At 64.0% G+C, this 23,396-nt stretch carries 22 protein-coding genes and 1 pseudogene; 13 read left to right on the top strand and 10 right to left on the bottom strand.

The genetic code is table 11. The features are described from left to right. Positions 1–87: 87 nt before the first annotated feature. Positions 88–2,235, bottom strand: coding sequence for a prolyl oligopeptidase family serine peptidase (locus C2U47_RS06090; protein ID WP_043154844.1), 2,148 nt, complete (start codon positions 2,233–2,235; stop codon positions 88–90). Positions 2,236–2,450: 215 nt separating this feature from the next. On the opposite strand from C2U47_RS06090, the gene C2U47_RS06095 reads away from it, so the two are divergent. The 10 genes and pseudogenes from C2U47_RS06095 to C2U47_RS06140 all read left to right on the top strand — a co-directional run bounded on the left by C2U47_RS06095 (position 2,451) and on the right by C2U47_RS06140 (position 10,131). Further along, positions 2,451–3,662 carry a threonine synthase gene (locus tag C2U47_RS06095; RefSeq protein ID WP_043154845.1) on the top strand — a complete coding sequence of 404 codons (1,212 nt, stop codon included), beginning with the start codon at positions 2,451–2,453 and terminating at the stop codon, positions 3,660–3,662. After that, positions 3,659–4,324 (top strand): amino acid ABC transporter permease, encoded by a 666-nt coding sequence (locus C2U47_RS06100; protein WP_043154846.1) that lies wholly within the window; start codon positions 3,659–3,661, stop codon positions 4,322–4,324. The genes C2U47_RS06095 and C2U47_RS06100 overlap by 4 nt, the downstream gene beginning before the upstream one ends. A gap of 74 nt (positions 4,325–4,398) precedes the next feature. Further along, complete coding sequence (locus C2U47_RS06105) at positions 4,399–5,061, top strand: amino acid ABC transporter permease (protein WP_043154847.1); 663 nt, start codon at positions 4,399–4,401, stop codon at positions 5,059–5,061. Continuing rightward, positions 5,058–5,819: an amino acid ABC transporter ATP-binding protein gene (locus C2U47_RS06110; protein ID WP_043154848.1), complete on the top strand. Its 762-nt coding sequence runs from the start codon at positions 5,058–5,060 to the stop codon at positions 5,817–5,819. Before C2U47_RS06105 ends, C2U47_RS06110 begins: the two co-directional genes overlap by 4 nt. Further along, positions 5,816–6,652 carry a transporter substrate-binding domain-containing protein gene (locus C2U47_RS06115; RefSeq protein WP_039040560.1) on the top strand — a complete coding sequence of 279 codons (837 nt, stop codon included), beginning with the start codon at positions 5,816–5,818 and terminating at the stop codon, positions 6,650–6,652. Before C2U47_RS06110 ends, C2U47_RS06115 begins: the two co-directional genes overlap by 4 nt. Before the next feature lie 220 nt (positions 6,653–6,872). Next, positions 6,873–8,126: an MgtC/SapB family protein gene (locus C2U47_RS06120; protein WP_049636105.1), complete on the top strand. Its 1,254-nt coding sequence runs from the start codon at positions 6,873–6,875 to the stop codon at positions 8,124–8,126. Positions 8,127–8,236: 110 nt separating this feature from the next. Further along, positions 8,237–8,827, top strand: a complete 591-nt coding sequence (locus C2U47_RS06125) for a sugar O-acetyltransferase (protein ID WP_049636126.1) — start codon at positions 8,237–8,239, stop codon at positions 8,825–8,827. Then, positions 8,824–9,162 (top strand): DUF1294 domain-containing protein, encoded by a 339-nt coding sequence (locus C2U47_RS06130; RefSeq protein ID WP_039040562.1) that lies wholly within the window; start codon positions 8,824–8,826, stop codon positions 9,160–9,162. The genes C2U47_RS06125 and C2U47_RS06130 overlap by 4 nt, the downstream gene beginning before the upstream one ends. Positions 9,163–9,256: 94 nt before the next feature. Continuing rightward, positions 9,257–9,469 (top strand): hypothetical protein, encoded by a 213-nt coding sequence (locus C2U47_RS06135; RefSeq protein WP_043154852.1) that lies wholly within the window; start codon positions 9,257–9,259, stop codon positions 9,467–9,469. Between the two features lie 200 nt (positions 9,470–9,669). Further along, positions 9,670–10,131 (top strand): annotated as a pseudogene (locus C2U47_RS06140) (hypothetical protein). 73 nt (positions 10,132–10,204) lie between these two features. On the opposite strand, the gene C2U47_RS06145 reads toward C2U47_RS06140, so the two are convergent. The 4 genes from C2U47_RS06145 to C2U47_RS06160 all read right to left on the bottom strand — a co-directional run bounded on the left by C2U47_RS06145 (position 10,205) and on the right by C2U47_RS06160 (position 12,305). Beyond that, a complete protein-coding gene (locus tag C2U47_RS06145) occupies positions 10,205–10,840 on the bottom strand; it encodes an FMN-binding negative transcriptional regulator (RefSeq protein ID WP_049636106.1) in 636 nt (211 codons plus the stop codon). Positions 10,841–11,074: 234 nt separating this feature from the next. Further along, a complete protein-coding gene (locus tag C2U47_RS06150) occupies positions 11,075–11,599 on the bottom strand; it encodes a DUF4865 family protein (protein WP_049636107.1) in 525 nt (174 codons plus the stop codon). Continuing rightward, positions 11,596–11,988: a tautomerase family protein gene (locus tag C2U47_RS06155; RefSeq protein WP_049636108.1), complete on the bottom strand. Its 393-nt coding sequence runs from the start codon at positions 11,986–11,988 to the stop codon at positions 11,596–11,598. The genes C2U47_RS06150 and C2U47_RS06155 overlap by 4 nt, the downstream gene beginning before the upstream one ends. Continuing rightward, positions 11,979–12,305, bottom strand: a complete 327-nt coding sequence (locus C2U47_RS06160) for a carboxymuconolactone decarboxylase family protein (RefSeq protein WP_045522042.1) — start codon at positions 12,303–12,305, stop codon at positions 11,979–11,981. Before C2U47_RS06160 ends, C2U47_RS06155 begins: the two co-directional genes overlap by 10 nt. 96 nt (positions 12,306–12,401) lie before the next feature. On the opposite strand from C2U47_RS06160, the gene C2U47_RS06165 reads away from it, so the two are divergent. Then, a complete protein-coding gene (locus tag C2U47_RS06165) occupies positions 12,402–13,295 on the top strand; it encodes a LysR substrate-binding domain-containing protein (RefSeq protein WP_049636109.1) in 894 nt (297 codons plus the stop codon). Between the two features lie 106 nt (positions 13,296–13,401). On the opposite strand, the gene argH is transcribed toward C2U47_RS06165, so the two are convergent. From argH to argC, 5 genes are all read right to left on the bottom strand, one after another. Further along, complete coding sequence (argH, locus tag C2U47_RS06170) at positions 13,402–14,787, bottom strand: argininosuccinate lyase (protein WP_049636110.1); 1,386 nt, start codon at positions 14,785–14,787, stop codon at positions 13,402–13,404. A 202-nt stretch (positions 14,788–14,989) separates the two neighbouring features. Then, positions 14,990–16,225: an argininosuccinate synthase gene (locus C2U47_RS06175; RefSeq protein WP_010675687.1), complete on the bottom strand. Its 1,236-nt coding sequence runs from the start codon at positions 16,223–16,225 to the stop codon at positions 14,990–14,992. A gap of 56 nt (positions 16,226–16,281) precedes the next feature. Next, positions 16,282–17,199: an ornithine carbamoyltransferase gene (locus tag C2U47_RS06180; RefSeq protein ID WP_049636111.1), complete on the bottom strand. Its 918-nt coding sequence runs from the start codon at positions 17,197–17,199 to the stop codon at positions 16,282–16,284. A gap of 25 nt (positions 17,200–17,224) precedes the next feature. After that, positions 17,225–18,004 carry an acetylglutamate kinase gene (gene argB / locus C2U47_RS06185; RefSeq protein ID WP_010675689.1) on the bottom strand — a complete coding sequence of 260 codons (780 nt, stop codon included), beginning with the start codon at positions 18,002–18,004 and terminating at the stop codon, positions 17,225–17,227. 23 nt (positions 18,005–18,027) lie between these two features. Beyond that, positions 18,028–19,035 (bottom strand): N-acetyl-gamma-glutamyl-phosphate reductase, encoded by a 1,008-nt coding sequence (gene argC, locus C2U47_RS06190; RefSeq protein ID WP_103261508.1) that lies wholly within the window; start codon positions 19,033–19,035, stop codon positions 18,028–18,030. Between the two features lie 261 nt (positions 19,036–19,296). On the opposite strand from argC, the gene argE reads away from it, so the two are divergent. Continuing rightward, positions 19,297–20,442: an acetylornithine deacetylase gene (gene argE, locus C2U47_RS06195; protein ID WP_039040568.1), complete on the top strand. Its 1,146-nt coding sequence runs from the start codon at positions 19,297–19,299 to the stop codon at positions 20,440–20,442. A gap of 213 nt (positions 20,443–20,655) precedes the next feature. After that, complete coding sequence (gene ppc / locus C2U47_RS06200; protein WP_043152777.1) at positions 20,656–23,289, top strand: phosphoenolpyruvate carboxylase; 2,634 nt, start codon at positions 20,656–20,658, stop codon at positions 23,287–23,289. The last annotated feature ends 107 nt before the right edge of the window (positions 23,290–23,396 follow it).

Genomic DNA, 23,396 nt, shown 5'->3' on the forward strand with positions numbered 1-23,396 from the left:
CCAGCGCAGCTCTTCCAACGCGCGGCAATAAAAAGGGCCCCGCAGGGCCCTGATGATAGTGGATGGCTGGCGCCCGTCTCGCCCGGATCAAGGCTGACGCGGCAGCTCCCTGTAGCCCATCTCGTACAGGGTGAAGGCATAGATGTCCGCACTCTGCTCGATAAGTTTGGCCACCGGCGTGCCCGCCCCGTGCCCGGCATTGGTCTCGATGCGGATGAGCTGGGGATGGGGGCCGGCATTGTCGGCCTGCAGGGTGGCGGCAAACTTGAAGGAGTGGGCCGGCACCACCCGATCGTCGTGATCCGCCGTGGTCACCAGGGTCGAGGGGTAGCTGACCCCGGGCCGGACGTTGTGCAGGGGCGAGTAGCCCTTCAGGTAGTCGAACATCGCCTCGCTGTCGGCGCTGGTGCCGTAGTCATAGGCCCAGCCCGCCCCGGCGGTGAAGGTGTGGTAGCGCAGCATGTCGAGCACCCCCACCGCCGGCAGGGCGACCCGCATCAGATCCGGCCGCTGGGTCATGACCGCCCCCACCAGCAGACCGCCGTTGGAGCCACCTCGGATCGCCAGCCGATCGGTGCGGGTGTAGCCCTCGGCCTTGAGGTACTCGGCCGCCGCGATGAAATCGTCGAACACGTTCTGCTTGTTCTGCTGGGTGCCCGCCAGGTGCCAGGCCTGGCCGTACTCGCCGCCCCCGCGCAGGTTGGCCACCGCATAGACGCCCCCCAGATCCAGCCAGTTGGCTACCGACACGCTGAAGCTCGGGGTCAGGCTCACGTCGAAGCCGCCATAGCCGTAGAGGATGGTCGGGTTGCTGCCATCGAGGTTCAGCCCCTTGCGGTAGCTGATGATGAGCGGCACCCGGGTGCCGTCCTTGCTCTGGTAGAAGCGCTGCTCGGAAACGTAATCCTCCGGTTTGAACGGCGCCGCCGAGGCGCGATAGAGGCTGATGGCGCCGCTCTTGGGCTCGAACCGGTAGAGAGTCGGCGGCTGGGCATAGTGCTCGAAGCCGAAGTAGAGGGCGGGATCGTCGTGCTTGCCGTTGAAGCCACTGACGCTGCCAAGGCCGGGCAGCGCCACCTCGCGCACCCGCTTGCCTTCGTAGTCGAACTGCTCGACCCGGGCGGTGGCATCCACCATGTACTCGGCAAACAGATAGCCGCTGCCGCTGTGTACCGTCAGCACCTGCTGACGCTCGGGGATGAGATCCCGCCAGCGCGCCGGACCCGGGTTGGCGGCATCCACCGTCACCAGCCGGCCGTTGGGGGCGTCCCGGTTGGTCAGCAGATAAAGGGTGCCGCCCTGGTTGTCCACCAGGCTCACGTCCGCATCCAGATCCCCCTGCACCGTCAGCAGCGGCGCGTTCTCCTGGCCCAGATCCTTCACATAGAGGCGGTTGCCGGAGGTGGAGTTCGCCGCCGAGATGAGCAGGAAGCGGTCATCTTCGGTGACGGTCGCCCCCACGTAGCGGTGGTGCTGGGCCGGGATGGCGCCGAACACCAGCCGGTCATCCTCCTGCGCCGTGCCGAGCCGGTGGAAATAGACCTTGTGCTGATCGGTCCTGGCCGACAGCTCGCTGCCGTCGGGCTTGTCGTAGCTCGAGTAGAAGAAGCCCTCGTTGCCGAGCCAGCTGATGCCGCTGAACTTCACGTCCCTGAGGGGCGCCTCCAGCGGCTGCTTGCTCTCTACGTCCATCAGGTGGATCTCGCGCCAGTCGCTGCCGGCCAGCGACAAGGAGTAGGCCAGGATGCGGCCATCGCGGGAGAAACTCAGCTGATCCAGCGCCGTGGTGCCGTCGGGGCTGAGGGTATTGGGATCGAGGAATACCTCCGCCGGCTTGCCCTCCAGCTGGCGCCACAGGACGTTTTGGTTCTGCAGACCGTCGTTCTTGAAGAAGTAGTGGTAGCGCCCCTCGCGAAACGGCGCCCCCTCCTTGGCGTAGTTCCAGGAGGCGGCCAGCTTCTCCTTGATGGCGGCGCGATACGGGATCTGCGCCAGGTAACCCTGAGTCACCCGGTTCTGGGCCTTGACCCAGGCCTCCGTCTCGGGGCTGCGGTCATCCTCCAGCCAGCGATAGGGGTCGGCCACGGCCTGGCCGAAATAGTGATCCACCTGCTCACCCTGGCGGGTGACCGGGTAGTGAAGGCGCGTATTCCCTGACATGGCATCCTCTCTGGTTGGCTGGCCGCTGCACGCACAGAGCAGTGACAGGGCCAGCAGGCTGACAATGGCTCGCATCGAGGCGGCTCCCTGCGGTTTGAGTGAGCGGGCAGGTTAACAAAGCGCGCCGGATGGCCCAACCCCCCGACCGGTGGCAGAGGGTGGCCCGCCGACACGGGGGAGCCATATGAATTTTTTCGCTTAAGTTTGCCGCTTTATTTTGTTTGTTATCCGGCCCTTGGGTCACAGGATGGAATAAGACACCAGCCAACGTGAGCCATTCAGGATAAAGCATGCCGTACAGCTACCTATCACATCTACGTTGCAGCAAGACCGGCGAGATAGTGAATGCCGATCAGCCCCAGCAGTTGAGCCCGGTCGGTGCCCCCTTGCTGGCCAGTTACGACCTCGAGGCCCTGAAACAGGCCTGGCACCCGGCCGCTCTGCTGGGGCGCCCCGCCAGCCTGTGGCGCTACCACGAGCTGCTGCCGGTGCGCGACCCCGCCCAGGTGATCACCCTGGGGGAAGGCTTCACCCCTCTGCTGCCCCTGCCCGCTTTCGGCAAACAGATCGGCATTCCGGATCTCTGGATGAAGGATGAGAGCATCATCCCCACCGGTTCTTTCAAGGCCCGCGGCGCCGCGGTCGGCGTCTCCCGCGCCCGGGAGCTCGGCATCACCCACTTCGCCATGCCCACCAACGGCAACGCCGGTGCGGCCTGGGCGCTTTATGGCGCCCGCGCCGGCTTGCGCAGCACCATAGTCATGCCCCAGGCGGCACCCGCCATCACAAGACTGGAGACCTCGCTGGCCGGTGCCCGCCTCTATCTGGTGGATGGCCTCATCAGCGACGCCGGTCGCCAGGTGGCCGAGGCGGTGGCCGAGCAGGGGCTGTTCGATGCCTCCACCCTCAAGGAGCCCTATCGCATCGAGGGCAAGAAGACCATGGGGCTGGAGATAGCAGAGCAGCTCGGCTGGACCCTGCCGGACGTCATCCTCTACCCCACCGGCGGCGGGGTTGGTCTCATCGGCATCTACAAGGCGCTGCGGGAGTTGCAGGAGCTGGGCTGGGTCAAGGGGCCGCTGCCGCGACTGGTGGCGGTGCAGGCGAGCGGCTGCGCGCCCATCGTCCAGGCCTGGCAGCAGGGGGAGCGCGAATCGCGCTTCTGGCCCGATTCCCAGACCCTCGCTTTTGGCATCAACGTGCCCAAGGCGCTGGGGGACTTTCTGGTGCTGGACGCCCTCTATCGCACCGAGGGGTGCGCCGTCGCGGTGGACGATGGCGCCATCCAGCGCGAGATCCGTCAACTCGCCGCGCGCGAAGGCAGCTTCGTCTGCCCGGAAGGGGCGGCCGCCTTCGCCGCCGCCCGCCAGCTGCGGGAAGCTGGCTGGATACAGGGGGGCGAGCGGGTGGTGGTGCTCAACACCGGCGCCGGCATCAAGTACCCTGACGCCATCACGGTCGTGCCCCAGCGGCTGCGCCGCGACGGGAGGATCCCGGCATGAGCTTCGACTGGTCCTTTGTTCTCACTACCCTGCCGACGTTCGGCCAATCGGTCTGGGTCACCTTGCAGCTCGGCGCCATCGTGATCCTCACCTCGCTCGCCGTGGCGATACTCAACGTGACGCTGCAAAGCCTGCACAAGCCCTGGCTGAACGGGGTGATCCGCGCCTATGTGGAGCTGGCCCGCAACACGCCGCTCTTGATCCAGCTGTTCTTTCTCTACTTCGGGCTGCCGGCGCTCGGCATCTCGCTCTCCGGCTTTGCCACGGCGGTGATCGCCATGACCTTCCTCGGTGGCGGTTACCTCACCGAGGCGCTGCGGGCAGGCGTTCAGGCAATCCCCCCCAGCCAGCTGGAAGCAGGCCGGGCCATCGGCCTCTCCCGTTGGCAGCTGCTGCGCCACGTCCAGCTGCCCCAGGCCTGGCTCGCCAGCCTGCCGGCGCTGTTTGCCAACTTCATCTTTCTGCTCAAAGAGACCACGGTGGCTTCGGCGGTGGCGGTGCCCGAGCTCCTCTACACCACCAAGAACTACATCGCCCTCTACTACAAGACCTACGAGATGCTGGCGGTGCTGACCTTGATGTGCGTGCTGATCTTTCTGCCGCTCTCCCTTGCCCTGCGCGTCGTTGAAAGGAGGCTGCAACATGGTCAGTTCGGTCATTGAGCAACTGATGAAGGCACCTATTGTCCTGCTGCCGCCGTCACTCGCCACCCATGCACAAGAAAGGAGGGATCACTATGGCCAGTCCGGTCACTGAGCAGTTGGCGCAGGCGCTGCCGCTGCTGGCGGTGGGCGCGGGCCAGACCCTCGCCATCTCCCTGCTCGCCATCCTGTTCGCCACCCTGGGCGGGGTCGGTTACGGCGTGCTGGCCCAGCAAGGGGGAAGGCTGACTCGGGTCGTGCTGCGGGTCTATCTGGAGCTGTTTCGGGTGGTGCCCGTGCTGGTCTGGCTCTACCTCTTCTTCTTCGGGCTGCCGATCTTCTTTGGCCTGGATATCCCGGCCTTCTGGTGCGCCGTGCTGGTGCTGGCCCTGTGGGGCGCCAGCGAGGTAGGCGAAGTGGTTCGCGGCGGCCTCAACTCCCTCGCCCGCGGCCAGCAGGAGGCTGGCCTGGCGCTCGGGCTCTCCCGCTGGCAGCTCTATCGCCACGTGCTGCTGCCCCAGGCGCTGCAACGGCTGACGCCGCCGACCATCAACATCTACACCCGCATCATCAAGACCAGCTCCCTGGCGGTGCTGATCGGGGTGGTGGAGGTGATCAAGGTGGGCCAGCAGATCATCGAGCGCACCTATGGCTCGCTGCTTATCTACGGTCTGCTGTTCCTGTTCTTTTTTCTGGTCTGCTATCCGCTCTCGCTCGCCTCGCGCCGGCTGGAGCAACAATGGGGTAATGCGGTATGACACCTCTGCTTGAGCTCAATGCTGTCAGCAAACAATTCGGCCAACACCGGGTACTGGACGAGGTCAGCCTCACGGTGAACGCCGGGGAAGTGATTGTCATCCTGGGGCCAAGCGGTTGTGGCAAGAGCACCTTGCTGCGCACCCTCAACGGGCTCGAACCCATTCAGGGGGGCGACATTCGCTTCGACGGAGAGTTGCTGGATGCCAGCACCGACTGGCAGCGGCTTCGCCAGCGCATCGGCATGGTGTTCCAGAGCTATCACCTCTTCCCCAACCTGACGGTGCTGGAGAACGTGCTGCTCGGCCCTGTGCAGGTGCAGAAGCGGGAGCGGCAGGAGGCCCTGCTGCAGGCGGAGCAGCTGCTGACCCGCATCGGTCTGTGGGAGCGGCGCCATGACTATCCGCGCCAGCTCTCCGGCGGCCAGCAGCAGCGCATCGCCATCGTGCGGGCCCTGTGCATGAACCCCCAGGTGATGCTGTTTGACGAGGTGACCGCAGCGCTGGATCCCGAGATGGTACAGGAGGTGCTGGAGGTGATCCGGGATCTCGCCGGCAGCGGCATGACCCTGCTCATCGTCACCCACGAGCTGGCGTTCGCCCAGGCGGTGGCGGATCGCATCGTCTTCATGGACGGTGGCCACATCCTGGAGCAGGCCGCCCCCCATCAGTTTTTCGAGAGCCCGCGCAGCCAGCGTGCGCGCCAGTTCCTCGCCAAGTTTTCTTATACAACTGTCAGCAAACGAAAGGAGTCAGCATGAAGATAATTACCTCGGTCCTGTTTAGCGCCCTCATCGGCCTGGGCCTCGCCAGCGGCGCCGCCCAGGCAGAAGACGGTTCCCTCGCCAAGATCAAGGCGCGGGACAAGCTCATCGTCGGTGTCTTCACCGACAAGCCGCCGTTTGGCTATGTGGACGAGAAGGGCAACTACGTCGGCTTTGACACCGATCTCGGCCGCCGCTTCGCCAAGGATCTGCTGGGGGACGAGAACAAGGTCGAGTTCGTGGCGGTGGAGCCCGCCAGTCGCATTCCCTTCCTGCAGAGCGACAAGGTGGATCTGATCCTCGCCAACATGACGGTGACCCCGGAGCGGCGGCAGGTGGTGGACTTCACCAACCCGAACCTCAAGGTCGCGGTGCAGGTGCTGGTGCCGGAAGGCAGCGACGCCAAGAAGCTCGACGATCTGGCCGGCAAGCGGCTTATCGTCACCACCGGCACCACGGCCGACATCTGGCTGACCCGCAACCACCCGGACTGGAAGGTGCTCAAGTTCGAGAAGAACACCGAATCCCTGCAGGCCCTGGCCCAGGGCCGCGGCGATGCCTATGCCCAGGACAACCTGGTGCTGTTCAGCTGGGCCAAGGAGAACCCGGGCTATCGGGTGCTGCCCGAGAAGCTGGGCTCGGAAGACCCCATCGCGCCGGCGGTGAAGAAGGGCAATATCGAGCTGCGTGACTGGGTCAACGACCGTCTCGCCAAGCTGGGGGAAGAGAAGTACCTGCTGAAACTCTACGACCAGTATGTGCGCGACAAACTGAGCGCCGATACCGATCCCAACGACGTGATAGTGGAAGGAGGCAAGTGGCAGGGTTGAGCCCTGCCCCCACAGCAGTGCTGAGTGTGAAGTGTGTGATCTTTGGTTCCGTTGGTCTGCAAACCGCAAGGTTTGACCTTTCCAGGCGCCCCCTCCAGGTGGCGCCTTTTTTTTGTTTGCAAGACCCCGGCAGGCGGGACACCCGCTCTGTGAGCCAGCTCCCCCTGCCCCGGGATGCCCTGTGCCATCCTCACTGAAACGGCAGCGGGAGGAGAAACCCATGTGGATAGAGGCCGAGCCTGTCTACGGCGCCCTGGTGTCCCTGGCCATCGGACTCATCATCGGGCTGGAGCGGGGCTGGCAGGTGCGCCAGCTCGGAGACAACCAGCGCATCGCCGGGATGCGCACCTATGGCCTCATCGGTCTGCTCGGCGGGGTCTGCGCCCTGCTGCTGCCCACCCTGGGCGCCTGGCTGGCCCTGCTCGGTCTGCTGACCGTGGTGACGGGGTGCGGCCTCTCGGTCTGGCTGGCCCAGCGCTGGCAGGGGGAGTTCGGCCTCACCAGCTCGGTAGCCATGGTGCTCACCTACCTGCTGGGGCTGATGTCGGTGCTGCAGAGCCCGAGCGAGGCGGTGGCCTGCGCCGTGCTGGCGGCCCTCCTGATGGGGCTCAAGGGCAAGATCCAGCAGGGGATGCTGTTCTTGAGCGAAATGGAGTTTCACGCCACCCTGCGCTTTCTGCTTATCTCCCTGGTGCTGCTGCCGGTGCTCCCCGATACCGAGATGGGTCCCCTCAATGCCTTCAATCCCTTCAAGATCTGGCTCATGGTGGTGATGATCGCCGGCATCTCGTTCTGTGGTCACTTCGCGGTGCGCCTGCTCGGCACCCGCTCCGGGCTGGTGCTCACCAGCATGCTGGCGGGGCTCGCCTCCTCCACCGCCCTCACCCTGCAATTTGCCCGCCTCAACAAGGAGCAGGGAGGGCTGGAGCGGCTGCTGGCCACCGGCATTCTGCTGGCGGGAGCCACCATGTGGCTCAGGCTGCTGGCACTGGTGCTGATCATCCACGGAGAGCTGGCGCTGCGTCTGGCTGTCCCCCTGCTGCTGCTGGCAGCCATCGTCTACGGCTTTGCCTTCTGGTTCTGGCGCCAGCGGGAAGAGATGCCGGACGGCCCGGTACAGCCCGAAACCCGCAACCCGCTGGATCTCGCCACCGCCATCAAGTTCGGTCTGCTGCTCGCCCTCATCGGCTTCATGGCCACCCTGCTGCAAAGCAAGGTGGGCAACTCCGGGGTCTATCTGCTGTCGCTGGTCTCCGGCATCACGGACGTGGACGCCATCACCCTCTCCCTCTCCCAGCTCGCCCAGAAGGAGCTGGCCCTGGAGGTGGCGGCCAGGGGCATACTGCTCGCCGGGCTGGTCAACTCCCTGGTGAAAGGGGTGCTGGCACTGGTGATTGGCGGACGCAGCCTGGGGCGGCGGGTCTTGCTCCCCTACCTCGTCTCCATCCTGCTCATCCTGCCCCTTGTCCTGTGACGTGATGGCGTGATGACAGGATGACGGGGATCACCTGACGGGCCCGGCACTCTGACACCCCCTCCCCTTGTCGCGTATACTGCCCCCTCTTGCAGCAGGAGGAGATGACCATGGCAAGCGACTGGGACAAGGTACTGGCGGGGGGCGCCCTGGACAGCCAGAGCGAGGAGATAGCGAACGACCGCATTCGCGGCCAGGCGCTGCTGAGCCGGCTCAACGCCTCACCGGCGGGGGATCACGTCCTGCGCCAGCAGATCTGCCGCGACCTCTTCGCCCACTGTCCCGACTCCTGCTGGATCAGCACCCCCTTCACCTGCGAATTCGGCCGCAACATCCACATCGGCGAGAAGACCTTCTTCAACTTCAACATCACCATTCTCGACGTGGGCGAGGTGCACATCGGCAACCATGTGCTGCTGGCCCCCAACGTGCAGATCTACACCGCCACCCACACCATGGACTATCTGGAGCGACGCAACTGGACCGCCTACAACAAGCCGGTGCGGATCGGCGATGACTGCTGGATTGGCGGCGGGGCCATCATCTGCCCAGGCGTCACCATAGGGCCCCGCTCCATCATAGGGGCTGGCGCCGTGGTCACCCGGGACATCCCGGCGGACTCCCTGGCGGTGGGTAATCCGGCCCGGGTGATCCGCACGCTACAACCGGGCGAGACTCGGGATCAGGCGTGCCTGTCATGATGGCCCTTGCCCTGCTGCCTTTGGGTTGGGCAGGCTGGCTCGGCGCGCACGATGCCAACTGGTGGCCGCTGGCCCTGATCCTGCTGATGAGCCTGCTGACCCTGGTCGTCTACGCCTGGGACAAACGCCAGGCCATTCGTGGCGGCTGGCGCGTCCCCGAGGCCCGCCTGCATCTGCTTGAGCTGTGCGGCGGCTGGCCTGGCGCCCTGGTCGCCCGCCAGTGGCTGCGCCACAAGACCCAGAAGGGGAGCTACCGCCTGCGGTTCTGGGCCATCGTCTGGGGGCAGTTGCTGCTGCTCGGGATCTGGCTCGGCTGGCCGCTCTGGCCGCTCTGAACAACCAGGCGGGCATTGCCGCCCAGGGTCGGGTATGAGACAACGACAGCACGGGAGACAGATCCTCTCGTTCAAATATTGAAAGGAGTCATTCATGACCATGTGGACAGGTATCGTTCTGATCGTCTTTATCAGCGTGTCGTTCAGCTATCTCACCAAGCGCGCCCGCTACCAGATGGGGGATGCCCGCATTACCGACCGTCTTGGCAAGCAGGACATGATCATCAAGGAGTTGCAGGAGCGCATCGCCAATCTGGAGGCCATCGTCATCGAGGAGGAGAAACGCCGCCCGTTCAAGGATCTCTGATCCGGCAAGCCGGGTGGCAAACCAACCAGCCCCCGGGCTGCAAGGGTTTGCCGCCGCCCCCGTTCGCACCCGCTCGCCCTCTGCCTGGCAAAAACGAAATTCACAGCAGGATCAATCCCCTGCCATTTTTCGGCTGAATGCTCGCCAAGCTGGCCCGTTCCCTGCTCCGTCATGACATCAGTCGTACGGAGAGTGACATCATGATCGCCATCGGCACCCTGCTTCCCCTCGCCTCCCTTGCCATCAAGCTCGGCAGCAAGCTGCTGGGCGACGGTACGCCGCCCACCCAGACCGAGCCCGCCGTGCAGGAAGAGCGGCTTGCCCCCACGGTGCAGAGCCTGTTCCAGCGCCTCGGCATCCAGGAGGCTGACAGCGAGCAGAACCGCCCCGCAATCAACCACTTCATGGGGGCGCTGATGCAGACCCTGGGCCAGGAATCCTCGGGCCAGCCCCTGCCCCAGGCCATCGATGCCGCCCGCACCCAGTTGGCAGACGGCACCCAGAGCACCCGCCTCGACGCGCTGCAGAGCGAGCTCGACACCCTCAAGGGCTCCCTCGGCAACAGCGGCCTCAACCTCGATTAGCTGCTCTATGCCTTCAAGCAAACCCTGCCCCAGGGCCCGGGGGAAGGCGTAGGCAAGCTGCTCAATGCCAGCGCGTGAGCGGGAGTGGAACCATGAAAAACGGCAACCTGGCGGTTACCGTTTTTTTTCGGGCGGCTCCCTGGGTGCCACGCTAGGACTGTGAAGGAGGCGGGCTCAGCATGGCGCCGGCCAGTGCGGTCTGCCCGCGCTCCTGCAGGGCATTGGCCGCTCCCAGGCGATCCGCCGCCTCCTTGTTCTGACCCAGCTTGAACTTGCCGACCAGCCGCTCAATCTCGATCTCTATGCCCACCACGGCCTGCACCATGGTCTCGAGATAGTCTCTCGGTGCATCCGCCATCTTCCAGGGAATGGACTCTCCCGCCTCGTGGGTACGGGTCAGGGTCGCGAGCAAGCGACGCACGAAGCGGGCATCGTCCCTCACCCGGATACGGCCATGGGCGTGCACCACGGCATAGTTCCAGGTGGGCACCTGCTTGTGATGAACCTGCTTGCCCGGATACCAGCTGGGGGAGATATAACCCTCGGCGGCGCGGAAGATCACCAGCACCTCGTCGCCGTCTTTCACCTCCTGCCAAAGCGGGTTGTTGCGGGCCACATGGGCCCGCAGCACCCCGTGGGCCCCCTGCTCCCCATCGAACTCGAACGGCAGGTGGTTGGCATCCAGCCCCCCTTCACCACAGGTGATCAGGGCCCCCAGAGGGTGCGCCTGCATCAGCTGGTGCAGCGCCTCGGGGTCGGTAACGGCGAAATGGGGTGGCAGGTACATGGGAACTCCTTGATCCGGTTGACGCGTCCATACGCATTGCAGCGGGATCATGCCCTGCCCGGCACGGGCCGTCACCCCGAATGTGCCCACTGAGCCAGTTCATTGCCGCAGGTGAACGCAATTCCACATCATCATCCACAAACGCGATATAACACCCTATGTTCACGATGCGAATATCACCTTAACAGCCCAAGTGAATGGAAAAACAACATCAATGACAAAGATAATTCCGCTTTACCCCCCTCCCCCCTTCGCCAGATAGCCGATACGGTAGATCTCGCCCCCGGCAGGCAAGGGCGATGAGAGGGACGGGAGAAAATCCGCCTCCAGCCATTCCCATCGGGTGAGACCCCAGCCGCTCACCATGGCCTCGCCGTGCAGGTCGGCCAGCTGGTCGTGGGAAGCGACCTTGGTGCGCCGCAGCCTGGCCATGCAAGCCCCGTCGAGGGAGGCCGGATCCGGCGACCGCAGCAGATGCCAGGTCTCGATGCGGGGCCAGCCGAAATGCCGGGTGAGCGCCGCGAATCCCTCGCTTGCCAGGAATCGGTGCATCGCCTCGGCGCTGTGCCACACATAGAAGGGGGCATAGCGGTTCTCCTGCCCCGGCAGGGCCCCATCGTCCTGACGGCTGTAGAGATAGGCCTTGAACAACAGACCGGGAAAGCCGTCCAGTCTGGCGCCATTGCTGGCGATCCGCTGCTCGATCAGCGCCATGTCGTAGTCTGCGGGCAGGGTGAATCGGTAGTGCATGGCGATCATGAGGCCACCTCCTGTCTGAACATCCGGCCCTGGCCGAAACTCCACGCCTCGGCATCGGTCTGCTGGATCACCACCATGAGGTTGTCGGGATGGATCCCAAGCTCGGCCTCAAGGCGCTCGGCGAGACGTGCATAAAGCCGCTCCCTGGTCGCGGTGCTGCGCACCTTGCCCGCCAGGATCTGGAAGAGGATGAAACCCTGGTCCCGGCGGCCGGTCTGGTAGTGGGGGTCATAGATGAGCGCACTGGCAGGCAAGATCTCGAGGATCTGGAATTTATCCTCCGGCGGCACCTCGAACACCTCCACCAGGGTCTGGTGGTAGAGGGCGCTGAGTTGTTGCAGGTGTGCGTCGCTCATCCCCTCGCACAGGGTGATACGGGTCAGCGGCATGGGGTCACCTCCTCGCGGGGGGGCAGATAGCCCACGGCCGTCACTGCGGCGGGCAAACCGGCGTAGAAGGCAAGATGGGTAAACAGCTCTTCCAGCTCATCCCGGGACAGGCCGTTTTGCCGGGCGAATGCAATATGCCAGGGCAGTTGTTGCACCCGGCCCAGGGACGCCAGGATGGCCAGGGTGATCAGGCTGCGCTCGCGTGCCGAGAGGGTGGGGCGCTGCCAGATATCGCCAAACAGCGTCTCTTCCGCCAGTCGGGCGAGTCGGGGGGCAAGCTGCGCCAGGGCGGCGCGATCGGGAACATCAGGTGTCATGGCAATCTCCTTGGTGGATGAAGCCACTCTCCCTCACTGCTACAATTTAAAAAATCGAAATATTCAAGACCAATCATCCCGATTATAAGGATAGTTATGTCACCCCTTCCCCCCAGCCTGGATCTCGATGCCCTGCGCAGCTATGTGCTGGGGCTGGAGTGCGGCAGCTTTGCGCTGGCGGCGCAGCGGCTGTGCCGCTCCACCTCGGCGGTCAGCGCCCAGTTGAAAAAACTCGAACAGCAGTGCGGCACCGATCTGGTCATGAAGCAGGGACGTCACCTGGTGCCGACAGCCAGCGGTGAGCGCCTGCTGGGCTACGCCAAGCGGCTGCTGGCGCTCAATGACGAAGCCGTGCTCGCCCTCAAAGGGGAACTGCTGCAAGGGGAGATCCGGCTCGGGGTGCAGGAGGACTTCGGTGAATCTTTGCTCCCCGCCGTGCTGGGGCCCCTCTGTCGCCAGCACCCGGCCCTGCGCATGACGACCCGCATCGATCGCAACGGGGCTCTGGTGCAGGGGATCAGGGAGGGCACCCTCGACATGGCTCTCGCCTGGCAGCCACAGGGAGAGCGGGAGGATCTTCCCCTCATCAAGGTGGTGCAACTGGCCTGGATTGCCCACCCCGAGTGGGACCCCGTCCCTTTGCTCGCGCGCGGGGAGCCCCTGCCCCTGGTGCTCTTCGATGCCCCCTGCCTGATGCGGGCACGGGCCATCCGCGCCCTCGACGATGCAGGGATCCCCTGGCGGATCGCCTTCACCAGCCAGAGCCTGGGCGGGATCTGGGCCGCCGTACAGGCCGGGCTCGGGATCACGGTGCGTTCCGCCATCGGCATGCCGGCCAGTCTCGCCACCCTCGGCGGCGTGCTGCCCTCACCGGGCACCCTGGGGGTGGTGCTACTCGCCGCCAGCCATGAAACCGACGAGGCCAGGAGCCAGTTGCAACGACTGCTCACGGACGCCGTACATCATGCCAGCGCCGGACACAGGGGCTGAACAGCGCCTGGTCAACGCGCCCCACGGCGCCGAGGCGTACCCATAAAAAAACGGCAACCCTGGGGTTGCCGTTCTGCCTTCTTGTTCCCATGGCGAGCCGCTTGGCTTAACCCGCCCGTTTGGCCAGCCAGGCCTCGGCGGCGGTGAGGGCTACCTCTATCTGCTCGCGAGCGACGCCTCCCTTGGCAACCCGCTTGGCCAGAGTCGCTTCCAGCTCCAGGTTCGGGTAAACATCCTCCCCCACCACGGGGCTGAAGCGCTGGAACTCGGGGAGGGAGAGCTCTTCCAGGGGCTTTTTCACCTGGATCGCATAGACCACGGTCTCGCCGACGATATGGTGCGCCTCACGGAACGGGATGCCCTTGGCCACCAGATAGTCCGCCAGCTCGGTGGCATTGGCGTAACCGCCCTGGGCCGCCGCCATGGTCCGCTCGCCATTGACCTTCAGATCGATCAGCACCAGCGCCGCCATATCGAGGCAGTCGTGCCAGGTGTCGAGGGCGTCGAACAGCCCCTCTTTGTCTTCCTGCATGTCCTTGTTGTAGGCCAGCGGCAACGCCTTGAGGCTCATCAACATGCCCATCTGGGCGCCGACCACCCGGCCGGTCTTGCCACGAATGAGCTCCAGCGCGTCCGGGTTCTTCTTCTGGGGCATCAGGGACGAGCCGGAGGTGACGGCGTCAGACAGCTCGACAAAGCCCGCCTCGCCGGTGTTGTAGAAGATGAGGTCTTCGGCAAACCGCGACAGGTGGGTCATGGAGAGGGACGCCACGTGCATCAGCTCCACCACGTGATCCCGATCGGAGACCGAATCCAGGCTGTTGCGGGTAGCGCCGGCAAAGCCCATGTCGAGCGCCAGGGCTTCGCGGTCGATGGCATAGGCGGTGCCCGCCAGGGCGCCGCAGCCAAGCGGGCTGGTGTCGAGGCGCTTGAGGGCATCCTGCAGACGGGAATGGTCCCGCTCCAGCATCTCCACATAGGCCAGGGCCCAGTGGGCGTAAGTGACCGGTTGGGCACGCTGCAGGTGGGTGTAACCCGGCAGCACCGCGGCCTGGTTGGCACGGGCGGAGGCCACCAACCCCTGTTGCAGGGCGGTGATGGAGCCGAGCAGCAGTTCGCCCTGTGCCTTGCACCAGAGTTTAAGGTCGGTGGCGACCTGATCGTTGCGCGAGCGACCGGTGTGCAGCTTCTTGCCAAGGGCGCCGACGGCGTCGATGAGCTGGCTCTCGACCCAGGAGTGGATGTCTTCGGCGTCCGAGTTCAGGATCTGCTGGGGATCCTGCTGCACGGAGGCGAGCAGTACCTCCATCGCCTGCTGCAGCTTGCCCTGTTCACCCTCGGTCAACACCCCCACCTTGACCAGCGCTTTGGCCCAAGCCATGGAGCCTTGAATATCCTGCTCCGCCAGACGGTAGTCGAACCGCAGCGAATCGTTGAACTGCTTGAACCGGCTATCGGCTCCCTGACTGAAGCGTCCACCCCAAAGTGCCATACTGCTCTCCTTGAATGCGTTGTCGGCGGCCCCTTGCGCCGTCGAACTTGAAATCTTGCCCTGTTTTTCTGCGAGCCTGTTATCTCACAGAAGCGGCCAGGGCGCAGCCGCTCTTGTCACACCCGATGAGGATGGCAAAGGGCCTCTCTGCCTGTAAAAGAGGGGGCCATGCCCCCTCGTATCAACGGGTGATAGCGCTTGCTTAGCCGTGGGTATGGTCGCCACCGATGGCTTGATGCTGCTCTTTCATGGCGCGGATCCGGCTCGCCAGGGTGTAGAGACGGATGAAGCCTTCGGCATGGCTCTGGTCGTACACTTCGTCGGCACCGAAGGTGGCGAAGTCTTCGGAGTAGAGGCTGTTCGGCGACTTCTTCTGCACCGCGGTGACCTGACCCTTGTACATCTTCAGCACCACTTCACCGTCGAGCTCCTCGGCGATGGCGTTGGCGGAGGCGACAATGGCCTTGCACAGCGGGGTGAACCAGCGACCGTCATACACCAGGTGGGAGAACTCGGCACCCAGCTTTTCCCGCCAGGCGCGGGTCGGTCTGTCCAGTACCAGCTCTTCCACGGCGCGCAGTGCGGCAACCATCACGGTACCACCCGGGGTCTCGTAGCAGCCACGGGACTTCATGCCCACCATCCGGTTCTCGGTGATGTCGATCCGGCCCACGCCGTGCTTGCCAGCACGTTCGTTCAGGGTGGTCAGGATCTGGTGCGGGCTGAGCGGCTGGTCGTCAACGGCGACCACTTCGCCCTTGGCCACGGTCAGCTTGACGTATTCCGGCTCGTTCGGGGCATCCTCTGCAGAGACGGTCCACTGCCAGACGGCTTCGGACGGCTCGTTCCAGGTGCTCTCCAGCTCGCCACCCTCGGTGGAGATGTGCCAGGCGTTGGCGTCGCGGCTGTAGATCTTCTTCAGGGTCGCCTTGCAGGGGATGTTGCGGGCTTCCAGATAGGCCAGCAGATCTTCCCGGGAACGCATGTCCCACAACCGCCACGGGGCGATCACTTTCAGTTGGGGAGCCAGGGCAGCTACCGCCCCTTCGAACCGCACCTGGTCGTTGCCCTTGCCAGTGCAACCGTGGGAGATGGCATCAGCCCCTTCCGCCAGGGCAGCCTCGACCATCGCCTTGGCGATCACCGGACGGGCCATGGAGGTACCCAGCAGGTAGGTGCCTTCATAGACGGCGCCGGTCTTCAGGGTCGGGTAGACATACTCTTTGACGAACTCTTCCCGCAGATCCTTGACGATGCACTTGACCGCGCCGGAGGCGATGGCCTTCTGCTCGATCCCTTCCAGATCGTCACGCTCCTGGCCCACGTCGGCGACGAAGGCGATGATTTCAGCGTCATAGTGCTCCTTCAGCCAGGGAATGATGGCCGAGGTATCCAGTCCGCCCGAGTAAGCCAGTACGATCTTGTTGATTCCGCTCATTTACTTCTCTCCGTGATGATTCGATAAAAAGGGGTGATTCCGGGTCGGTTGCCGGATTACTTCTGGCCCTGTCCGAACAGGGTCAGCAGCACGGCGTTCTGGATATGCATCCGGTTTTCTGCCTCATCCATGATGAGGGAGGCTGGGCCGTCCATGACCTCCGAGGTGATCTCCAGCTCCCGGTGGGCCGGCTGGCAGTGCAGCACGTGCTGGATGCCGGTCCGATCGAGCAGGGCCTGGTTGATCTGATAAGGCATGAAGATATCTTTTACCTGCTCCATTGGTGTGTTGTCACCCATGGAAACCCAGGTATCGGTATAAACCACGTCAAAGCCTTCGATATCCGCGACATCATCGCTGATATGTATGGTCGCGCCAGATTGAGCTGCCAGCGCCTGGGCCTGCAGGAAGATCTGGGTATCCGGGCCATGACCTTTCGGGCAGACCAGGGTCACGTCGGTGCCGAGGGTCGCCCCCAGCAGCAGCAGGGAGTGGCTCACGTTGTTGCCATCGCCGAGATAGGCCAGCTTCACCTTGGCCAGATCGCTGTAGTGCTCGCTGATGGTCATGAAATCCGCCAGCCCCTGGCAGGGGTGGTAGAGGTTGCACAGGCTGTTGACCACAGGCACCGAGCCGAACTCGGCCAGCTCGACCAGGGTCTGGTGATCGAACACCCGGGCGACGATGGCATCACACCAGCGGGACAGGTTGCTGGCGAAATCCTTCACCGACTCCCGCTTGCCGAGCGCGCCGTTCTGCTGATCCAGATAGACGCTGTGACCACCCAGTTTGGCGATGCCGATGTCGAAGGTGACCCGGGTACGCAGGGAGGGCTTCTCGAACAGGGTGACCACGCTCTTGCCCGCCAGGGCCTGGCTGTATTTCTTCGGATCGGCCTTGACCGCTTTACCAAGCGCCAGCAGCGCCTCGATCTGGGCCTTGCTTAAATCACTGTCTTTCAGAAGATGTTGCATCGGATTGTCCTTTTCCCGGTGGAGATCAGAGGGTGACCTGGGTGCCAACAGCGCCGCCAGCCAGCAGCTTGAGCAGCTGATCCGGGTAGCGCCAGCTGGCGACACAGACCGGCTTGCCCAGGGTTTCTGCGGCGTGCAGGGCGGCTTTCACCTTGACGGCCATGCCGTCCGTGATAACGCCCTTCTCCATCAGGTCCAGCGCGCTCTGCTTGTCCAGTTGCGGCACCAGCTTGCCCTTGCCATCCAGAATGCCGCTCACATCCGACAGCATCACCAGATCGGCGCCCAGCGCTTCGGCGATGGCGGTGGCCGCCTGATCCGCATTGACGTTCATCATCTGTCCGTCGGCGGTAATGCCGATGGAGCTCACCACCGGCAGGAAGCCCTGCCCCAGGATGCCGGCCACCAGCGCCGGGTTGCCCGGTTTGCAGTCACCGACCGCACCGAGATCCGGATCGAGCTGGGTCACCTGGCACAGACCGCCGTCGGCGAGGCACAGACCCACAGCAGGAATGCCGGTGGAGATGGCCTTGGCCATCATCATCTTGTTGGCGGTCCCGGCCAGGGCACCGGCAATCACGGGGATCTGCTCGAACGGGGTCACCCGCAGGCCGTTCTTCTTGGTGGAGGTCATGCCCAACCCCTTGAGCAGGTCGTCCACCAGGCAGCCACCACCGTGCACCAGCACCAGAGGACGGTGCTGATCATCCAGGAAGGTCTTCAGGGTGGCGAACAGGGCGGTCAGGGCCTCGTCGTTCTCGATCAGGGCACCACCCAACTTGATTACCAGCGTCTGCTTGTCCATCTTCTCGATCCTTTCTTAAAGCGTTAAATCAGGCCGGTGGCCGGTTCAAAACCAAACTTGATATTTATGCACTGCATGGCTTGCGAGGCGGCCCCCTTGAGCAGGTTGTCGATGGCAGAAACCACCACCAGCATGTTGCCCTGCTGCTGCCAGGCGATGTCGCAGTAGGGCGTGCTCGCCACGCCGCGGATGGAGGGCATCTGGCCGGTGAGGCGTACCAGCGGCTTGCCTTCGTAGGCCTTGAGGTAGGCCTGATCCACCTGGGTCTGCGTCACCCCTTCAACCAGTTGCACATAGATGGTGGCCAGGATGCCCCGCACATAGTTGCCGAGGTGGGGCTGGAACAGCACCTCCTTGCCGAGGTGGTGGCTGATCTCCGGCTGGTGCCTGTGATTGAAGGTGCCGTAGGGATTGAGGCTCACTTCGCAGAAACTGGTGTTGATGGCGGCCTTGCGACCGGCCCCGGAGACGCCGGAAACCGCATTGATGATGGGCTGCCATCCCTGGGCAATCAGCCCGGCCTGTTGCAGCGGCTTGAGGGCGCACAGGGAGGCGGTCGGGTAGCATCCCGGCACGGCAATCAGCTGGGCGGCCTTGACGGCATCGGCATTCCACTCGGCCAGACCGTAGGCGGCCTGCTCCAGCCACTGCTCATTCTCGTGGGTGAAGCCGTAGAAGGAGGAGTAGAACTGCTGATCGTTGACCCGGAAGGCACCGGAGAGATCGAACACCGGCAACCCCTTGGCCAGGAACTTGGGCGCGAGTTCTGCACTCACCTCGTGAGCAGTGGCCAGCACCACCAGATCGGCCTGGGTCAGGATCCGGGTCATGCCGTCTTCGTCCAGGGGCAGCAGCGGCTGATCCAGCTTGCCCACCCACTGGGGATGCAGGGAAGAGAAGCGCTTGTGGGCGTCCTGGCTGCCGGCGGAAACATAGAGGCCGAACAGCTCGAGTTGTGGATGGTTCTGGACCAGAGCGGCCAGTTCGGCCCCCGCGTAGCCACTGGCACCGACGATAACGGTCTTAAGCATGTTTGAGTATTCCAAGTCTGGGTTCGAAATTCACAGCATGGTGCTGCGGTGCAAGGGGTCGGCTATCGCCCCTTTGATGCAACGAGTGCGGAGGGGCAATTCAGGCGGATATGCGTCGTCGGTTACAGATCAGGTGACAGAACATTAACTTTCCCTTACAACTAGAAGCCTTGTCGATGAGCACTCGAACAGAATATTCATGCACTCACTTTGCATTTGTATTTTCTAACAGAAACACTCCGGGGACGCAAGGAGGAGCTGATGGCCAAACTGGATTTTTTTTCACTTTATAAGAATATTATTGCGATTCCCTCTATCAGCAGCACGGATACTCGCTGGGATCAGAGCAACGAGGCGGTGATCCGGCTGCTGGCCGACTGGTTCGGCCAGCTTGGATTCCAGTGCGAGGTGACGGCCCTGCCGGATCTGCCGGGCAAGTTCAACCTGGTGGCGACCTATGGTCAGGGAGAAGGGGGGCTGCTGCTGGCGGGCCACACGGATACGGTTCCCTTCGATGAAGGAGCCTGGACCAAAGACCCCTTCAAGGTGACCGAAGAGGGCAACCGCCTGTACGGGCTCGGCACCATCGACATGAAGGGCTTCTTCGCCTTTATCGTGGAAGCGCTCAAGGAGGTCGACCTCAAGACCCTGAGCAAGCCGCTGCGCATCCTGGCCACCGCCGATGAAGAGACCACCATGGCCGGGGCCCGCGCCATCGCCGCCGCAGCCGAACTCAAACCCGACTACGCGGTGATCGGCGAACCAACCGGGCTGGTGCCCGTGGTGGCCCACAAGGGCCACATGTCGGAAGCCATTCGCATCACAGGCCGAAGCGGCCACAGTTCGGATCCCGCCAACGGCGTCAACGCCATGGAGATCATGCACAAGGCCATGGGTCAGGTGCTCAGGCTCCAGCAGGATCTGAAGGAGAAGTACGCGGATCACCGTTTCGCCGTGCCCCAGCCCACCCTGAACCTCGGCTACATCCAGGGGGGCGACAGCCCGAACCGCATCTGCGGCTGCTGCGAGCTGCACATCGACATGCGCCCCACCCCGCAGGTGGGCCCCGACGAGCTGATGGGCATGTTGAAAGAGGCGCTCTCCCCCATCGAGATCCACCAGCCCGGCTGCCTGCACCTGCAGCACCTGCACGAACCCATTCCGGCCTATGCCTGCCAGGATGACTCCGAGCTGGTGCGGGAGGCAGAAAAGGCGAGCGGCCGGGCCGCCGAGTCCGTGAACTATTGCACCGAAGCCCCCTTTATCCAGCAGCTGGGTTGCGAGACCATAGTGATGGGCCCAGGCCATATCACCCAGGCCCACCAGCCCGATGAATACCTGGATCTGTCGTTCGTCAAACCGACCACGGCGGTGCTGCAGCACCTGATCCGGCGCTTCTGCGTCTAGCCAAACAGGGATGTAAGTAAGTTACATGACAGGCGCCTTGGGACAGGTGAGGGAAATACATGTTCTGAATCGGCTTGTTATTTGACCTTGCGCAGACAATCTGGGTAGATTGTCCCCCTAAGATGACGGAGCATATGTTGTAATCGCACAACAATAAGTGAGGTCGCCTCCCGCCTGGAAGGTCAGGAGGCACCAACAAAATAAGGATGTGGAATGAACGAAAAGTACGCCGCACTACGGGCCAACGTAGGCATGTTGGGCCAACTGCTGGGTAAATCCATCAAGGATCATCAGGGGCAGGCCTTCCTCGACAAGATTGAGACCATTCGCCAACTGGCCAAGTCTTCCCGCAAGGGAAACGAGGCAGACAGAGAGCGCCTGCTCGACACCCTGCGTACCCTCTCCGATGACGAACTGCTGCCCGTGGCCCGTGCCTTCAGCCAGTTCCTCAACCTGGCGAACGTGGCGGAGCAGTTCCACACCATCTCCCGTCGCTGCGAAGAGCAGGTCTGCACCCCGGACCCGCTGGAGCAGATGTTCGACAAGCTGAAAGCCTCCAACCTGTCCCAGGAGGCCATCATCCAGGCCGTGCGCGAGCTGGACATCGATCTGGTGCTGACCGCTCACCCCACCGAGGTGACCCGTCGAACCCTGATCCACAAGCACGTGCAGCTCAACGACTGCCTCGAGGCCCTGGAACTCTCCGATCTGCTGCCCCGCGAGCGGGACAAGATCCAGAGTCGCATCGAGCAACTGGTCAACCAGGCCTGGCACACCAACGAGATCCGCGAACAGCGCCCGACCCCGGTGGACGAAGCCAAGTGGGGCTTCGCCGTGGTAGAAAACAGCCTGTGGCCGGCTATCCCCGAATTCATGCGCAATCTGGACGAGCGCCTGCAACACCATCTCGGTGTGCGGCTGCCGCTGGACGCCGCGCCGGTCAAGTTCACCTCCTGGATGGGCGGTGACCGCGACGGCAACCCCTTCGTCACCGCCAAGGTGACCGCCGAAGTGCTGGAACTGGGCCGCTGGATGGCGGTGAGCCTGTTCTACAAGGACATCAAGGAGCTCACCTCCGAGCTCTCCATGGCCGATTGCACCGACGCCGTGCGTGCCAGGGTCGGCGACAATCCCGAGCCCTATCGCGCCCTGGTGCGTGAGCTGCGCGAGCAACTGCGCGAGACCCAGGAGTACCTGACTGCCAAGGTACAGGGCCAGGCGAGCGAGAGCCGGGATCTGGTCAAGAGCACCGCCCAGCTGCGCGAGCCCCTGGAGCTCTGCTACCACTCCCTGCATGCCTGCGGCATGGGCAATATCGCCGACGGCATGCTGCTGGACGTGCTGCGCAAGCTGGCCTGCTTCGGCATCCACCTGGTCAAGCTGGACATCCGTCAGGATGGCGAGCGTCACGGTCAGGTCTTCTCCGAGCTGACCCGCTACCTGGGTGTGGGCGACTACGCCGAGTGGAGCGAAGAGGACAAGCAGGCCTTCCTGCTGCGCGAGCTGAACTCCCGCCGCCCCCTCATCCCGAGCGACTGGGATCCCAGTGCCGAGACCCGCGAGACCATCGACACCTGTCGCGTCATCGCCCAGCACGACCCCGATGCGTTCGGCATCTACATCATCTCCATGGCCGGTGCCCCGTCCGATGTCTTGGCGGTCCAGCTGTTGCTGAAGGAAGCCGGCTGCAAGTTCCGCATGCCGGTTGCCCCGCTGTTCGAGACCCAGGAAGACCTGATGGCGGGCACCGCCGTGATGGAACGCCTGCTGTCGGTGGACTGGTATCGCGGTTACATCCAGGGCCGTCAGTACGTGATGATCGGCTACTCCGACTCCGCCAAGGATGCGGGCATGATGGCCGCTGGCTGGGCCCAGTACGCCGCCATGGAATCCCTGGTGGCGCTGGCTGAAGCCAACAACATCCGCCTCACCCTGTTCCATGGCCGCGGCGGTACCGTCGGCCGTGGCGGCGCCCCCGCCCATCAGGCGATCCTGTCGCAACCCCCGGGATCCCTGCGCGGCGGCCTGCGGGTCACCGAACAGGGGGAGATGATCCGCTTCAAGTTCGGCCTGCCGAAGGTGGCCATCCAGAGCCTGAACCTCTACACCAGCGCCGTGCTGGAGGGGAACCTGCTGCCGCCACCCAAGCCGAAAGAGAGCTGGCGCGCCGTGATGGAGCAGCTGGCATCTGTCTCCTGCGATCACTACCGCAGTATCGTGCGCGGTCACCCGGACTTCGTGCCCTACTTCCGTGCCGCCACCCCGGAGATGGAGCTCGGCAAGCTGCCGCTTGGCTCCCGCCCCGCCAAGCGCAAGCCCAACGGCGGTGTCGAGAGCCTGCGCGCCATCCCCTGGATCTTCGCCTGGACCCAGAACCGGCTGATGCTGCCGGCCTGGCTCGGCGCCCACAAGGGATTGCAACAGGCCATCGACGACGGCCAGAAGAGCGTGCTGGACGAGATGAGCCGCCAGTGGCCCTTCTTCCGCACCCGTCTCGAAATGCTGGAGATGGTGTTCCTCAAGGCCGACCTCTGGCTGGCGGAATACTATGACACCCGCCTGGTGCCGGAGAACCTGTGGGCACTCGGCACGCAGCTGCGTCAGGAGCTTGCCGACTCCATCGAAGTGGTGCTGAAACTGCGCCCGCAGGGCGACCTGCTGGACGATCAGCCCTGGATCAAGGAGTCCATCAAGCTGCGCAACCCCTACACAGACCCGCTCAACGTGCTGCAGGCCGAGCTGCTCAATCGCTCCCGCAACCACCCGGAGACCCTGCACCCCGAGCTGGATCAGGCGCTGATGGTCACCATCGCCGGCATCGCCGCCGGCATGCGCAACACCGGCTGATCCCGGACCGTTGCAAACAAGGGCGCCCCGGCGCCCTTTTTCGTCTCTGCCGGGCACGGGGATCCCGATATTGCCGCCAGCACAGCCCCCTCTAAGGGAAAAAAACA

The sequence above is a fragment of the Aeromonas sp. ASNIH7 genome, from assembly GCF_002903485.1.
In the GTDB taxonomy this organism is placed as follows: Bacteria; Pseudomonadota; Gammaproteobacteria; order Enterobacterales; family Aeromonadaceae; genus Aeromonas; species Aeromonas caviae.